This is a genomic window from Nocardia amikacinitolerans (assembly GCF_900215415.1).
GTDB lineage: Bacteria > Actinomycetota > Actinomycetes > Mycobacteriales > Mycobacteriaceae > Nocardia > Nocardia amikacinitolerans.
On sequence record NZ_OBEG01000009.1, the window covers coordinates 1 to 15134 of the forward strand.

The following is a 15134-nucleotide window of genomic DNA, read 5'->3' on the forward strand; positions in this document are numbered from 1 at the left end:
TGACCCGCAAGTTCCATGCGGAAACCGGCCTCAGCCCCCTGCAATGGCTGCTCCATCAGCGCGTCATCCGGGCTCAGGAGCTGCTGGAAACGACCGACTTGCCGATGGACCAGGTCGCTCGCCTCAGCGGACTCGCGACGACGGACTCGCTGCGCCAACATCTTTCGCGACGGACCGGACTGACGCCGAGTGCGTATCGCGCCGCGTTCACCCAGCGCCCGGACCGGACCTCCAGCGACAGCACTACGGGGTAGCGGTGGCGGGAATCCACCTGCCACGCCTCCGCCAACGACTCCCGCAAATGACCTTTCAGCTCACGCACCTCGATGCTGTCGCTGCCGCGCGGGCACAGCGCCTCGTCCACCATTAGCAGGAACCGTCGACGCGTCACGCCGAAGGTCACCAGCAACTCCCCCGCGGTCGCGCCACCGAACGGAGCCCACCGGATAGCGAAACCGATCAAAGACTTCGCCGCCGCGTCCAGACAACCCGAACCCGCGAGCCGATCACACCGATCCAACGCCTCCCGCATCCACGACCCGTCGTAGCGGTGGCCGGTATCCCGAGAACGAATCGAGATCACGTCGTTCGACGCACTGTGCGACGGCAGGTCATCGCTCGCCGAATTGTGCGCGTCAGGACAGACGATGAACACCGGGAACCGATCCACCCGGGACGCGGCTGGAACCGGACCCGGACCGGCTCATCCGTCGGCAGCGGAACATCGCCCTCGATCGTCGTGAACACCCACGGACCCTCGTCGAGCTCGACGACAGCGGTAGTCAACGGCTCCACCTCGGTGTGCGGACCGCTCGCGCTGCGGTGCACCAGCCGCCAGGACACGATGGACCCGAAGCCGGCCGAGGGCACCCACTCGAGCTCCGAGGACTGACACGTCGCACACGCGGCGGTCAGCGGGGCGAACAACTTGTCGCACCCTCCGCAACGCCGGATCATCAAGGTCCCGGCCCGTCCTGTGGAAGTGCCATTCGATTCGTGTGTGTGCTGATACATGGAAGACCTCGGCGTGATGGCTGTATCCCGTCCTTACCGAGCGTCGTCCTCCGAGGGAGCTTCCGCGACCGTAGAAATACGGGGAACATACCTATCTGCCCCACTTACCCCGCGATCGCACCGGGACCAACAGGGACGCGATACATATATCGAGCAACCGGGAACAAAACCGTTCACCTGAACACATATAGTCGTCATACTGAGGAAATACGACGAGTGGAGTGTCAGTGACGGAGCCGGGTTCTGCGCTGCTGGTGCGGGCGTTGGAGGCGAATGCGTCGCATACATCCGAGTCGGTGCGGGCGGTGACCGCCCAGCTGATCCGCGAGGGCGCACTCGCCGCGGGTGCGCGCTTGCCGACGGTCAGGGAGCTCGCGCAGCATTGCGGGCTGAGCACCCGCACGGTCGTCGCCGCCTGGGGTGAGTTGCGCAAGGAAGGTTTGATCGCCACCAACCGCCGTGGTGGCACCGTGGTGGCCGCACTCGACGAGATACCCACGGGCCGCGCGCTCGCGGACCGGGATCTGCTGACGGGCAGCCCCGACTACGATCTGCAACCGGATCTAGCGCCTGCGATGCTGGCCGGGTTGCATACCGATCGGCTCAACCGTCCCGGGCGCGACTACATCACCGATCGGCTGCGCGATGCGGTGGTCGACGGCTGGCCTTTCGCGGCCGAGGCGTTCGTCGCGGCGGGTGGCGGTTCCGAGGGGCTGTTTCTCGCCGTGGACGCCGCCGCGCCCGCGGGCTCGCTCGTCGCGGTGGAAGAGCCGGTGATGCCGGGCTTTCTCGACACCCTGGCGGATGTCGGATACGAGGTGGTCGGTATCGAATCCGACGAGCAAGGGGCGCTCGCGGATTCGCTGGCCTCGGCGCTGCGGCGGGAACCATCGGTGGTGGTCCTTCAACCGGAGGGCGGATACGCCGCATGCGGGGCGCTGTCGGCGGACCGGGCGGCGGAACTGGCCGAGGTGTTGTCGTCGGCGAAGTCGATGCCGTGGATCGTCGAGGACGACGCGGTGGGTCCGCTGGCCCACACCCAGGCGCCGTCGCTGGGGAGTTACTTTCCCGCGCGCAGCGTCCGTGTGCGCAGCTACTGCAAGGCCTACGGGATGGATATCCGGACCTGCGTCATCGGTGGGAGCGCGTCGCTGGTCGAGCGTGCCATTCGCGCCCGGGTGCACGGTATCGCCGCGAACAGCCGAATCCTGCAGAACGCGCTGGCGCACTTGATCGACGATCGCGAGACCGCCGCGTTGATCGACACCGCGCGCGGGCGTTACGCGGCCAGGCGGACGGGCTTGCTGTCGGCCCTGCGCGAGCAGGGAGTCACCGCACGGTCCGGGATCAACAGCCTGGTGGTCTGGGTGGAGGTCGCCGACGAGCAGGGTGCGCTGCTCAGGTTGGCGCGGCATGGGATCGTCGTCGGGTCGGGCGCGAAATCGCATGTCAGCTCGCCCCGTCCGGGAGCGGTGCGGGTGGCGGTGCCGCAGCTACCCGACGACACCGCCTCGATCGCCGAGCTCGCCCGCCTGCTCGCCGAAGCCGCCGGCGCCGCGCACCGGGAGTTCCTGGACTGACGGGGCGATCACCGGGTCGGCAGTGGGGTCAGGTGCGGGGCGATCTCGGCGCTGACGCGGTGCAGGCACTCGAGGTAGCGGGGATGGCCGACCGCGAGCGGGATGTAGAACAACACATCGGTGGCGGCGGCACGGTCCGGGTCGGCGCGCAGACGATCGACGATCTGCCCGGCTGTGCCGAAGTGAATCCGGTTGTCCGCCAGGAACTTCCGCCGCTCGGATGCGCCGGGTAGTTCCGGGTAGTAGGCGGGACTCGAGCGAATGTCGGTGTCGAGCAGGTCAAGCGCATCGCGTTCGCTGCGCGCGGGCAACACCGCCACACTCGACCCGATCCGCGGGGTCGTTCGGCATTCCGCCAAGTAGGCATCGACGAGTTCGCCGACGCTGCCACCGGCGCGTGCCTGCGAATTCCCGTGTGGCAGCAGGCCGTCGCCCGCGGCGCCCGCGCGGCGAGCGGTATCGATGTTCCCGGTGGACTGCCAGATCCGGGAGCGCAGCGTTCCCGGTGGGGGGTACAGGGCGATGTCATCGGTGACGCGGCCGTCGGCGAGTATGTGTTGCAGGGCGGCTACCCGGTCGGCGTAGAGCGATTCCCGGTCGGTGTCGGGAACGCCGAATCCGGCGTAACTGGCGGCGGAATGCCCGAACCCGAGCCCCTTGCCGACGCCGAGTTCGAGCCGCCCGCCGCTGAGCGCGTCGGCGACCGCGGCATCCTCGGCCAAGCGCACCGGATGCTCGAACGGCAGCGCCACCACGCCGGTGCCGAGCCGAATCCTGGTGGTGTGCTGTGCGGCCGCGGCCACGAACGGGAACACCGAGGGCAGGGCCGCGTGATGCGCCTCGAAGTGGCGGGTCGCGAACCAGATCGTGTGGTAGCCGAGTTGTTCGGCACGCACGCTGATCTCGATGGTGCGCCGGTAGACCTCGGCGGCCGGTGGGCCGCTGCGCAGCTGCACGAACAACGAGGGTGTGGTCACAGCCCGTAATGTCCTCTCAGCGTGGCGGTCTCGTACTCGCTGCGGACGATGCCGCGCCGCCGTAGCAGCGGGACGACGTGATCGACGAAATCGGCCAGCCCGCCGGGCAATTCATCGATCATCAGATTGAATCCGTCGCAGGCGCCGGACGCGAACCAGTCCGCGATGAACCCGGCCACCTGATCGGGGCCGCCGACGACCTTCGCGTGCACGCTGCCGGAGGCGAGCAGCCGTGCGGCACCGCGGGTGTCGGCGCCGCTGGATCGGACGTATTCGAGCAACACCGCGCGCTGCCCGCGCGAGCCCGCGTCGGCGTTCTCGTCGGGGATCTTGTCCCACGGGAACGGTGCGTCGAGTTCGAGGGCGTCGGGTTCGACGCCGAGCCGGTCGGCGAGATTGACCAGCTGGACATCGTCGGGAATGAGGTCGATGAGTTCACGTTCGCGGCGCCGGGCCGCGGCTTCGGTATCGGCGAGCACGATGATCAGCCCGGGAAGCAGTTTCACACTGTCGGGGTGACGGCCGGCGGCCTCGGCTCGAGACCGGAGATCAGCTCGGCGCCGGGCCGCCGCCGCGGGATCGACGTGCGCGGAGTACACCGCGTCGGCGGTCCTGGCTCCCAGTTCCACACCGTGTGTGGACGCGCCTGCTTGGATCAGCACCGGCCTGCCGTGGGTCAGCGGCGGCGCTTTCAACGGCCCGGCTACTCGGAAGAACTTGCCGTCGTGATCGATCGGCCGCACGACCGCCGGATCGAGGTAGCGGCCGGTCGCCTTGTCACCGGCGATGGCGTCGGCGGGCGCCGAATCCCACAGCGCGGTGACCACATCGATGAACTCGGCGGCGCGGGCATACCGCTCGGATTTCGGAAGGGCCGCGTCCATCGAGTAGTTGCGCGCCGCGGCATCGCCGCCGGTGACGACGTAGTTCCAGCCCACCCGTCCGCCCGATACCGCGGACAGTGCCGCGAACGAGCGGGCCAGATTGTAGGGGTCGTTGTAGGACGTGGTCGCGGTGACGATCAGGCCGATATGGCTGGTGTTCGCGGCGACGACGGCCTGGGCGATGAACGGGTCGAGCAGCCTGCTCGGCGCATTCCAATCCTTGGCCTGGAGATCCGGCGAATCGGCGAGGAAAACGGCGTCGAGCAGGCCGCGCTCCGCGGTGCGTGCCACGTCGAGATAGTGCTCGATGCCGACGAAATGTGCCGCGGGCTCCGCCGCTCGCCGCCAAGGGCTGCCGATCGTGCCGCCGGGTATCAGGTTGGCGTTGAGGATGACATGTCGTGGATGGTCGGCCATAGAGGTCTCCTGGTGATCAGGGTGGCGGGATGGGTCGCGGCGCGGCGGATTCGCCACGGACGAGTGGGCGGGCCGGGTCGCAGGCCCATTGCGACAAACCACCGGGATACAACGCGATCTCGATGCCGAGGGTGGCGAGGACGAATACCTGCAGGGCCGCGGCCATGGCGCTGCCGCAGTACGTCGCGGCGGTCGCTCCCGCGGTGAGGCCGAGGTCCCGGTAGCGGGTACGCAGGCTGTGTTCGTCGCGCAGCAGGCCGCGCTCGTCGAAGTCGTCGAACACCGGTGCGCTGATGGCATCGGGGATGTGACCGGCGAATTCGCCGTCTCCTCGAAAGTGTTCGCGCGGGCGGGCATCCAGGAGCACGCCGCGTTCGGGCAGGGCCGCGACGGCCGCGGTATCGATGACGGGAAGTCCGGCCGGTTGTGCCGTCGTGGTCCCCGGTGCGGCCGGTTCGGCGCCGGAAACGAGCGCGCCTCCGGCTTCGCGCCACGCCCGCAACCCGCCGTCCAGAATGCGGACATCGGGCAGTCCCGCCCACCTCAGCACCCACCAAGCTCGGGCGGCGGGCACCGCACGGGAGTCGTCGTAGACCACGACCGTGCTGTCGTAGTGGATGCCCCAGCGGCGTATTGCGGCGGTGAGGGTTTCGGTGTCCGGGAGTGGGCGGGAGCCGGAGCGCTCGGTGGCGGTGCCCGCCAGATCCGCGTCGACGTCGACGAACCGCGCACCGGGCAGATGCGCGCGCCGGAAACTCGTCCGATCCGGTCCGCCCGCGCCGACCCGGACGTCGAGCAGCACCAGCCGCTTCGGCGGATCGTCACGCAGCCGACCTGCGGATATGAGATGGGCGGCACGTTCGCCGGACATCAGGCCCCTTTCGGCGGTTCGGGTGAAGCGCGCTGCCGAGGATATGTATTCCGCGGTGCTGAACACATAATTCGATTCTCGGTGACTTTTTGTGTTCACGGCAGCGTGTTGGCGCTCTTATGTTTTCCCCGCCGGGTCATCGGACACGGCACATTCGAGCGGGAGGGCTGCTGTGGGAGTCGTGACGAGCCGCATCGTCGACGCCGGATGGTTACGGTCCCGTCTTTCGGATCCGGGCGTCGTCGTGGTCGAGGTGACCAACACACCGGGGTTCGAACCGGACCAGAGCACCATCGCGGGTGCGCGCACCGTGTACTGGAAGGATCTGCTCTGGCATCGCTCGCGTCGCGAGTTCGCGTCGGCGCGGGTACTCGCCGACCGGCTGCACGCGTTGGGCGCGGACACGACGTCGACGGTGGTCTTCGCGGGCGAGCCGACCCAGTTCGCCGCTTACGCGATCTGGGTGGCCGCGGCCGTCGGTGTCGGCGGCGACCTGCGGTACCTGGACGGCGGACTGCCGGCGTGGCGCGGCAGCGATCCGGAGCCCGACGCTGCTCCACCGGCGGCCGACGCCGGGTCGCATGTGCCCGTCGCCGCACCGCTGCCCCAGATTCCGCCCCGCCATGACGAGCTCGTCGTCGGCCGCGACGAGGTGCGCGCCGCGATCGAGTCGCCCATCGCGATCGTGGATCTTCGCTCGCCGGAGGAGTATTCGGGCCTGCGGGTCGCGCCGCTCACCGAGCCGATCGATCACGGTGCCGAACGGGCCGGGCACATTCCGGGCGCGCGGAGTCTTCCGGTGCAGGATCTGCTCGACGAGCACGGCCTGCTGCGGCCGGTAGCCGAGATTCGCGAGCGTGTCGCGGCACTCGGCATCGAGCGGGCCGAGGAGGTCATCGCCTACTGCAGGCTGTCGCATCGCGCCGCGCTCGGCTGGCTGGTGTTCACCGACCTGCTCGACGATCACCGGGTCCGCGTCTACGACGGTTCCTGGACCGAATGGGGCAGCCTGGTCGGCGCGCCCATCGAGGACTGAGCCGTGAATACCCACCGGCACATCGTGTTCCGTCGCATCGCGGGTGTGCTCCTGTCCGCGGTGGCGATGATGTGGGCCGCGATCACGCTGGCATTCCTCGCGGTGCATATCGCACCGGGAGATCCGGTCACCGCGATCATGGGCGAATCCAGCGACCCGAGCTTGCGTGCGCGAATCGAACAGGACTGGGGACTGGATCGCCCGCTGGTCGTGCAGTACGGACACCATCTCGCGCGGCTGCTGCACGGCGACCTGGGCTACTCGTATGTGCGCGGGGACCCGGTGACCGACATCTTGTTCGGCGAGCAATTGCGCACCAGTGCCCAGCTCGCCGGATTCGCTTTGCTCGTCTCGGTCGTGCTCGCACCGCTGCTGGCCGTCCTCACCGCGGGCCGACGCGATGTGTTGAGCCGGTCTGTCACCACCGCGGAGATCGTGGTGGCCTCGGCGCCGCCCTTCTGGACCGGTCTGATCTTGATCTGGGTCTTCGCCTTCACACTGAAGGTGCTGCCGGTGACCGCGGGAAACGAGTTCCAGCGCCTGATACTTCCCGCCGTCACCCTGGCCCTGCCGATCGCCGCGGTACTGGCGCAGGTCATGCGGGAGGGTATCGAGCGCGCGCTCGAGCAGCCGTTCGCGCTCACCGCCCGATCGCGGGGAATCGGCGCCACTCGCCTGCGCCTACGGCACGGACTGCGGCATTCGCTGATACCGGCCGCGACCCTGGCCGGGTGGGCCGTGAGCGGGCTGCTCACCGGCACCGTGGTGATCGAAGAGGTCTTCGGCCGGGCGGGGGTCGGGCGGGTGACCGTCGAGGCCGTCACCTATTCCGACGTCCCGGTGGTCCTGGGTGTCGCGCTGCTGACCGCCGCGGTCTACCTGACGGTCACGGTGATCGTCGATATCGCCTATCTCTGGATCGATCCGCGCCTGCAGGAGGCCGCCGCATGACGACGACAGCCGCGCCGCGGCAACGGTTTACGACGCCCCTGGCGACACGGCCCGCCGGCGTATGGGTCGCGGCAGCGGTGCTCGCCCTGGCCGTACTCGCCGCGGTCGGGCCCGCGCTGATCGCCTCCGGTGATCCTTTGCAGACCGATCTGGTCGCCGCACATCGGCCGCCGTCGGTGCAGCACCCGTTCGGTACCGATCAACTCGGCCGCGACGTGTTCACCCGCGTCGTGCACGGCGCTCGGCTGTCGCTGTTCATCGGGGTATCGGCGACGGCGCTCGCGGTGGTGATCGGTGTGACGCTCGGCCTGGTGGCCGGTGTCGGCGCCGGCGTCGTCGACGCGATCGCCTCGCGCACTTTCGATCTACTCGGCGCCTTCCCGGAGATTCTGCTCGCCTTGGTGCTCATCGCCTTCACCGGCACCGGCACGCCCAATCTCGTCCTCGCGATCGGAATCGCCGCCGCGCCCCGATTCGCGCGGGTGATGCGTGCGGAAACCCGAGCCGTGCGCGGCAGCGAGTACGTCGCGCAGGCGGGACTGCTCACCAGGTCGCGGCCGCGGATCGTGGTCCGCCACATCCTGCCGAATGCGCTGCGGTCGCTGCCGGTCGTGGTCACCCTGGGCCTCGGCACCAGCATTCTCGGTGCCGCGGCATTGAGTTTCCTGGGCTTCGGACCGAAACCACCGGAACCGGAGTGGGGATCGATGCTCGCCGAGGCGCACGGCGATCTGCGCATCGCGTGGTGGACGGTCGTATTCCCCGGCGCCGCCATCACCGTCGTCGTGCTGGCGACCACGGTGCTCGGCCGATATGCCGGCCACCGCTTCGAACGAAGGGCACAGCCATGACGGCCACGGCCGCGCCCGCGAAGGGCACCGACACCGTGCTGCGGGTGCGCAACCTGCGCGTCGGCTTCCCGGGGAGGGCGGGTGACATCGTCGACGGGGTCGGCTTCGATCTTCGGCGCGGCGAGATCCTGGCGATCGTCGGCGAATCGGGTTCGGGCAAATCGGTGACCACTCGTAGCCTCGTCGGTCTCGCCGGCGACGGCGCCCGGGTGCGCGCCGACCGATTCGAATTGTTCGGTACCTCGGCGCTGGCACTGACCGAACGGCAGTGGCGTGAGATCCGCGGCGCCCGAATCGGTCTGGTGCTCCAGGACGCGCTCGTCGCGCTCGACCCGCTGCGCACCATCGCCGACGAGATCGGTGAATCGCTGCGCGCGCTGCCGCGCGGTCGACGCGAGGCTCGGATCGACCGGTTGCTGACCTCGGTGGGTATCGCCGATCCCGAAGTGCGCAGGGGTCAGCGGGCGTTTCAGCTGTCCGGCGGTCAGCGTCAGCGAGCGCTGATCGCCTCCGCGCTGGCCGGTGACCCGGACATTCTCATCGCCGACGAGCCGACCACGGCACTCGACGTGACCGTTCAGGCGCAGGTGCTCGATCTGCTGGTTCGGCAGGTCGAGGGCGGTCGGTCGATGATTCTGGTCAGTCACGATCTGGCGGTGGTCGCCTCGGTGGCCGATCGCGTTCTGGTGATGCGATCGGGTCGCGTCGTCGAGGCGGGACCGGCCAGGCAGGTGATCGAGAATCCCGAGCACGAGTACACCAGGCAACTGATCGCCGCGGTTCCGCACGGCCGGGCCGGCGCGCCGCCCGCGCCGTCCGGTGACCCGGTTTTCGCCGCCACCGCGCTGGCCAAGTCGTATCGGGTGCGCGGCCGTACGGTCCCGGCGGTCACCGGTATCGGGTTCGACGTCCAGGCCGGTGAAGTGCTCGGCGTGGTCGGTGAATCCGGTTCAGGGAAGTCGACGGTGGCGAAGATGATCACCGGGCTGATCGCGCCCGACGGCGGCGAAATGCGTTTCGGCGGAGCGCCGTTGACGCGCGCGACGCGACGGCCCGGCCAGATCGGCTTGGTGGCGCAGGATTCGGTCGGCTCGTTCGACCCCCGCTACCGCGTCGGCGAGATCATCGGCGAGAGCGTCGCACTGCGAGTCGGCAGGCACGATCGCCGCGACGAGGTGCGGCGCTTGCTGGCGGCGGTGCACCTGCCCGCCGACAGCATCGACCGTCACCCTCGCGAACTGTCCGGTGGACAACGCCAACGCGTCAACATCGCCAGGGCGCTCGGTAGCGGGCCGCGGCTGGTGGTGTGCGACGAACCGGTCTCGGCGCTCGACATCTCGGTGCAGGCCCAGATTCTCGCGCTGATCGCCGAACTCGCGCAGACCCGCCGGGTCGGCATCGTCTTCATCTCGCACGACCTCACCGTCATCCGGCAGATCTGTCACCGCGTGCTCGTCCTGCACGACGGCGTGATCGTCGAATCCGGGCCGTCCGACCAGGTTTTCACCGCCCCGGCGTCGCCGTACACCCGTGCCCTGCTCGATTCCGTTCCGCGCCTGACGGCGCAGGCCCCCACAGAAAGCTATTCGCGTGCGTAACCGCATCATTCGACTGTTCACCGTGCTGGTCGCCGGCATGGCGCTGGCCGCGGGCTCCTGCGCGTCGGACCCGGAGCCCGGCAGCGGCAACGGCGGACCGACATCTCCCCCGCAACCCGGCGGGACCTTCACCATCGCCTTGCCGAGCTATCCGCAGCGCGGCCTCAATCCGCATTACGGAGCGGCCTTCGACGCCTCCCAGGTGTTGCGCAACAGCTACGACAGCCTGATCGCCGAGGACCGGAACGAGCGGTTCCACCCGTGGCTCGCCACAGAATGGACCGTCTCCCCGGACGGCACGGTGTACGAATTCACCCTGCGCGAGGACGTCACCTTCCACAACGGGGAGAAGTTCGACGCGCACGCCGTCAAGGCGAACATCGATCTCCTCCGCAATCCGGACTCCCCGTCCTGGACCGTGCTTGGCCTGCTGCAGTACTCGAGCGTCAGCTCGGTCGATGTGCTCGACCCCTACAAGGTGCGGATCACGCTGAGCACACCTCGCGCGGACTTCCTGTCCACGCTCGCCGGACTCAGCGGCGCGATCGCGGCTCCCAGCACCCTGACCGCGGACAAGCAGACCCTCACCAGCGGGACGGGGCTGGTCGGTACGGGCCCGTTCATCCTGGACAAGGCGGTCCAAGGCCAGGAGCTCGAATTCCGTAAGAACCCCGACTACCGGTGGGGCCCGGCCACCGCACGGCACCAAGGCGCCGCTTACGTCGACAAGGTCGTCGTCAAGTACATCCCCGAGGCATCCACCCGGGCCGGCCTGTTGCGCAGCGGAGAGGTCGACGCGATCGGAACCGTCAAGGCCACCGATATCCCGCTGTTCGACGGGATCGACGGTTTCCAGTACGAGCAGATCGGCTCGGCGGCCGCGCCGACGGTGATCATGCTCAACCTCACCAACGGCCCCACCACGGATGTGCGGGTGCGACGGGCCATCGCCAAGGGCGTCGACATCGCCGCGGTGGTGGACAGCCTGACCAAGGGTTCCCAGCGACGCGCCTGGAGCCTGATCTCGCCCGACAGCGCCTACTACGACCCGAAATACGAGAACAAGGGCACCGCCGATATCGCCGCGGCCAGAACTCTGCTCGACGAAGCGGGCTGGACCGGCAGGGACGCCGACGGGTACCGCACCGACAGCGCGGGCCGCCGGTTGACCATCCGCTTGCTCGCCACCGTGCCCACCTATCCCGAGGACGATTTCCTCGAGGCCTGGCAGGCCGAGCTCCGCCAGAACCTCGGTATCCAGGTCGAACTGCAGTTCGTCGAGAACGCTCAGGTCTACGACCTGCTCGCGCGCAATCAATACGAGGCGTTCCCCCGCCAGGTCGGCGGTCTGGATCTGTCGCTGCAATTCAACCGCGCCTACGGCTCGACCTCGCCGGACCTGAAGTACGGACAGATCGACGGGATCACCATCGGGTCCATCGTCGCCGGATCCAAGCTGGCCGATCCGGAGGTGGATCGATGGCTCGTCGAATCGACGAAGGCGACCGACCGGGACCAACGCAAGCAGTTGTTCGACAAGATCACCGGCTACCTGCTCGACAAGGCCGTCGCGATACCGCTGTACACCGACCGCAACAGTGTCGCGGCCAGTTCCGCGATCCACCACGTGACCTCGCTGTTCGACCCGCCTCGCAACAGCGTCAACGCCTGGGCATACGACATCGCCGTCCGCTGACCAGTCTGCCGCCATATCACCGCTCCAGGAAGGCTCGATCATGACTGCCGCAACCCAAACTCTGACCTTCGATCGCAATATTCCCCGCGGCATAGTGCACCGGGAATCGATCGCCGAGGTGTTCCTCACCGACGCGCACCCGAGACCGGACGGCGCTGTGTTCGCCGCTCAATTGCCTCGCAATCACTCGTATTTCAGTGATCACCGTGGCACCGCGACCACCTACGATCCGCTCCTGCTCATCGAAGTCTTCCGTCAGGTCGCGATCTATTACGCGCACACCTTCCTCGGTGTCGCCCGCTCGGAGAAGTTCATCTTCGGCTCGGCGGATTTCGCGATCATCGATCCCGACACGCTGCGGATCGGCAGCTGCCCGGGACACTGCGTCGTCGAGGCGCGGGTGGTCGGCGAGAAGCGGCGTGACGATCAGATCGTCGGACTCTCCCTCGAGATGGTCGCCGAGATCGAGGGGCACGTAGCGGCCAGGGAGGTGATGGTCTACCAGTGGATGCCCGCTCCGGTGTGGAACCGGATCCGGGTACGCGGGCGCGAATCGCTGGGTCTGCCCGCGCAGCACGCGATTCCGGAGCAGTTGCCGGTCGCGCGGATGCGGCCGGGATCGATCGGCAGGCACAATCCGCGCAACGCCATTCTCGCCAACCCGGTGCTGTCGGGGGACGAATTGACGGCGTTGACCATCATCGACACGAACCATCCCTCACTGTTCGATCACGCCCTCGACCATGTTCCGGGGATGTTGCAGTTCGAGGCGGCCCGGCAGGTCGCGATGGCAGCCGCGAACGCGATTCTCGGCTTGGACACCAGCCGCATGGTGATGCATCGGCTCGGCATCGAGTTCAGCAAATTCGGTGAGTTCGAGCGGGATACGATCGCCAGGGCCACCGTTGCCGCCGTTCCCGGCAATCTCGGCGGCGCACGGGCACAGATAAGTCTCGCGCAGGGCGAGGACGTGATCGCCGCGGGCGAGGTGGAGTTGCGGTTCCGCCCGGCCGACGTCTGGACGATGGTCCAGTGAGCGCGGCGGACACGACGGTTCCGTTCGTCTGGTTCGACTTCGGCGGGGTGCTCTCACCGCCGCTCGACGAGCTGTTCCTCCGATACGAGCAGGTCGCGGGCATTCCGGTGGATCTGTTCAAATACGCGATCGCCGAGGTGGGAGCCCAGTACGGGCTCGCGCCGCTGGCCCCGATCGAACTGGCGTTGCTCGATGAACGTGCCTGGGTTGGCAAGCTGCATGCCGTCCTGCGCGCCAAGGCGCCCGAGCTCGATCTGTCCCGCAGTGAGCCGGATTTCGGCAGGCAGTGGTTCGCCGGCCATCGGGTCAACAGTGCGGTGCGCGAGTTCGCGATCGAGCTCGCCGAGAGCGGTACTCGCGTCGGGGTGCTGAGCAACAATGTCGTCGAATGGGAGCCGTACTGGCGCGCCATGATCGATCTGGACGATGTGCTTAGCGCGTTGATCGATTCGTGCAAAGTCGGGTTCCGCAAGCCCGATCCGGAGATCTTCGCCATCGCGGCCGAGAGCGCGGGCGTCGAACCCCACCAGTGCATTCTGGTCGACGACCTCGCCGAAAACTGTGCGGCGGCAAGGGAATCTGGATGGACCGCGGTGCGATTCCGCGATGCCGGACAGGCGATCGGCGAGGTGCGTGAGGCGCTGGAGCGATGGCCGGGCTGAGCACCGGCTCACAGGGTGGCGGCAAGGTAACTGTCCGGCCGGACCAGCGCGGAGGTCCACGCCTGGTCCGGGGTCACCTTGCCGGTCACCACGACGGCGTCGGCCGGACCGTCCGGTACCGGCGTGTGGTCGTCGGGCCGGATCGCCACGAACCGGCCCTCGCGCAACAGTTCGGCGAGGGTGTGCTCCCGGCCGCCGGCCTCGGTCACCACCAGATCGTGCTGGAAGCCGAGTTGGAACTGGCCGCTGATGAGCTGGGCGAGGGCATCGTGGACCACAGGGACCGCGAGCATGGCCACCACCGCATCGCGCAACTCCGGCGTCCGCGGGTTCATCATCCGCGACTGCAGCACGGTATTGCCGACCACCGCCGACGCCACGGCGACGCGTTCGCGCGAATAGTCGTCCAGGATCTCGGACCGGTCGCGTCCGGTGATCACGCGGGCGAGCCGCCAGCCGAGTCCGAACGCGTCCTGCATACCGGTATTGAGGCCTTGGCCGCCGAGCGGATAGTGACTGTGGGCGGCATCGCCCGCCAACAACAGTCGTCCGTCCCGCAGGCTGGTGCGGAAACGGCCGTGATCGCTGAAGCGGGTGAGGTGGCTGACGCCGCTCAGCGCGGGGGTTGCGCCGAGCACGTATTCCAGGCGCTGCCGGTACTCGGCCGCCGAGGGTTCCGGCCGGTGGTCGAGGGGGCCGCTGAAATCCATCGCGACGATCCGCGCCGGGCCGTACGGGTTCGGATTGTGCATGGTCCATCCGGTGGGCGTCGGATTCCAGCCCGGCGGAATCTGCCCGGGCGTCTCCGAAAAGGCGAGCCCGGCAAGGGCATTCATGGTCGCGGGATAGACGTGCGCCGGGAAGTCACCGGTGCGGGCGACGAGGCTGCGGGCGCCGTCGGCGCCGACGACGTATTCGGCGTGGACGCGAAGCGAACGCTTCGCGGCGAGGTCGTCGACGTCGGCGACCACGGCGTTGTCACGCACGTCGAGCGCGAAAACGGTGTGGCCGCGCAGAATCCGCGCACCGAGGGCTCGTGCGCGTTCCTCGAATGCCGCCTCCAGCCGAGCCTGCGGAATGCCCGCGATCGGACCGGGCTCGACGCTCGGCGCGCTGATCGTCAGCACCGGCTGCGCGGCGAACTGGAACGGGGTCCGGCGTACCCCGTGCGGATCGCGTCGAATCGTCTCGGGGTCCGTCGACGGGAGGTATCCGCGGCGCGCCAGCAGAGACAGCGAGCGAGCGTGCACGGTGCCCGCGCGCGGGCGAATGTCGAGCTCGGTGCGGGTTTCGACCACGACGACCCGGATCTGCTGCAACGCCAGTTCGGCGGCCACCAGCATGCCGACCGGGCCGCCGCCGACCACCAGAACATCGGTGTCGAGAACGGAATCGGTGGTGCTCGAGTGGGGCCTGGACGCCGTGGTCATCACATTCTCCTGGGGCGAGGTGGTCGGAGGCCGGTCCGCGACAGCGGTTGTACGAGGTCGATCGTAGCTACTAACATCATAGTAGCTAGCAGTCGGGTAGTACCTGCCGCACCTTCCACAAGTCCTCTCAC

At 68.4% G+C, this 15134-nt stretch carries 14 protein-coding genes; 9 read left to right on the top strand and 5 right to left on the bottom strand.

Translation table 11 applies throughout. The features are described from left to right. Positions 1 to 254, top strand: a 254-nt coding sequence (locus CRP45_RS30740) for a helix-turn-helix domain-containing protein (protein ID WP_143861578.1), incomplete at its 5' end; no start/stop codon positions are given. A gap of 325 nt (positions 255 to 579) precedes the next feature. On the opposite strand, the gene CRP45_RS30750 is transcribed toward CRP45_RS30740, so the two are convergent. After that, entirely contained in the window at positions 580 to 1014 is a 435-nt protein-coding gene (locus CRP45_RS30750) for a Zn-ribbon domain-containing OB-fold protein (protein WP_342747053.1), read from the bottom strand. 227 nt (positions 1015 to 1241) lie between these two features. Between CRP45_RS30750 and CRP45_RS30755 the strand changes: the two genes are divergently transcribed. After that, on the top strand, positions 1242 to 2594 hold the full coding sequence (locus tag CRP45_RS30755) for an aminotransferase class I/II-fold pyridoxal phosphate-dependent enzyme (RefSeq protein ID WP_179831065.1): 1353 nt from the start codon (positions 1242 to 1244) through the stop codon (positions 2592 to 2594). An 8-nt stretch (positions 2595 to 2602) separates the two neighbouring features. Here the strand turns inward: CRP45_RS30755 and CRP45_RS30760 are convergent, their stop codons facing one another. The 3 genes from CRP45_RS30760 to CRP45_RS30770 are packed head-to-tail and all read right to left on the bottom strand — an operon-like array spanning position 2603 to position 5743. Continuing rightward, complete coding sequence (locus CRP45_RS30760) at positions 2603 to 3571, bottom strand: LLM class flavin-dependent oxidoreductase (RefSeq protein ID WP_179831066.1); 969 nt, start codon at positions 3569 to 3571, stop codon at positions 2603 to 2605. After that, on the bottom strand, positions 3568 to 4872 hold the full coding sequence (locus CRP45_RS30765; protein WP_097248154.1) for an NtaA/DmoA family FMN-dependent monooxygenase: 1305 nt from the start codon (positions 4870 to 4872) through the stop codon (positions 3568 to 3570). Before CRP45_RS30765 ends, CRP45_RS30760 begins: the two co-directional genes overlap by 4 nt. Positions 4873 to 4888: 16 nt before the next feature. Then, positions 4889 to 5743 (bottom strand): sulfurtransferase, encoded by an 855-nt coding sequence (locus CRP45_RS30770; protein ID WP_097248327.1) that lies wholly within the window; start codon positions 5741 to 5743, stop codon positions 4889 to 4891. Positions 5744 to 5915: 172 nt separating this feature from the next. Here CRP45_RS30770 and CRP45_RS30775 point away from each other — a divergent pair, with 172 nt between their 5' ends. Genes CRP45_RS30775 through CRP45_RS30805 form a run of 7 tightly spaced genes read left to right on the top strand, consistent with a single transcriptional unit; the run spans position 5916 to position 13573 of the window. Beyond that, positions 5916 to 6779: a sulfurtransferase gene (locus CRP45_RS30775; protein WP_179831067.1), complete on the top strand. Its 864-nt coding sequence runs from the start codon at positions 5916 to 5918 to the stop codon at positions 6777 to 6779. A gap of 3 nt (positions 6780 to 6782) precedes the next feature. Then, positions 6783 to 7730: an ABC transporter permease gene (locus tag CRP45_RS30780; RefSeq protein ID WP_245910616.1), complete on the top strand. Its 948-nt coding sequence runs from the start codon at positions 6783 to 6785 to the stop codon at positions 7728 to 7730. Further along, positions 7727 to 8581, top strand: coding sequence for an ABC transporter permease (locus tag CRP45_RS30785; RefSeq protein ID WP_097248156.1), 855 nt, complete (start codon positions 7727 to 7729; stop codon positions 8579 to 8581). The genes CRP45_RS30780 and CRP45_RS30785 overlap by 4 nt, the downstream gene beginning before the upstream one ends. Next, a complete protein-coding gene (locus CRP45_RS30790; RefSeq protein WP_097248157.1) occupies positions 8578 to 10179 on the top strand; it encodes an ATP-binding cassette domain-containing protein in 1602 nt (533 codons plus the stop codon). The genes CRP45_RS30785 and CRP45_RS30790 overlap by 4 nt, the downstream gene beginning before the upstream one ends. Next, positions 10172 to 11875, top strand: a complete 1704-nt coding sequence (locus tag CRP45_RS30795; RefSeq protein WP_097248158.1) for an ABC transporter substrate-binding protein — start codon at positions 10172 to 10174, stop codon at positions 11873 to 11875. Before CRP45_RS30790 ends, CRP45_RS30795 begins: the two co-directional genes overlap by 8 nt. Before the next feature lie 40 nt (positions 11876 to 11915). Continuing rightward, positions 11916 to 12911 carry an AfsA-related hotdog domain-containing protein gene (locus CRP45_RS30800; protein WP_097248159.1) on the top strand — a complete coding sequence of 332 codons (996 nt, stop codon included), beginning with the start codon at positions 11916 to 11918 and terminating at the stop codon, positions 12909 to 12911. Further along, positions 12908 to 13573, top strand: coding sequence for an HAD family hydrolase (locus CRP45_RS30805; protein ID WP_245910618.1), 666 nt, complete (start codon positions 12908 to 12910; stop codon positions 13571 to 13573). Before CRP45_RS30800 ends, CRP45_RS30805 begins: the two co-directional genes overlap by 4 nt. 8 nt (positions 13574 to 13581) lie before the next feature. Here the strand turns inward: CRP45_RS30805 and CRP45_RS30810 are convergent, their stop codons facing one another. Next, positions 13582 to 15003 carry an FAD-dependent monooxygenase gene (locus CRP45_RS30810; RefSeq protein WP_179831068.1) on the bottom strand — a complete coding sequence of 474 codons (1422 nt, stop codon included), beginning with the start codon at positions 15001 to 15003 and terminating at the stop codon, positions 13582 to 13584. Positions 15004 to 15134 lie beyond the last annotated feature (131 nt).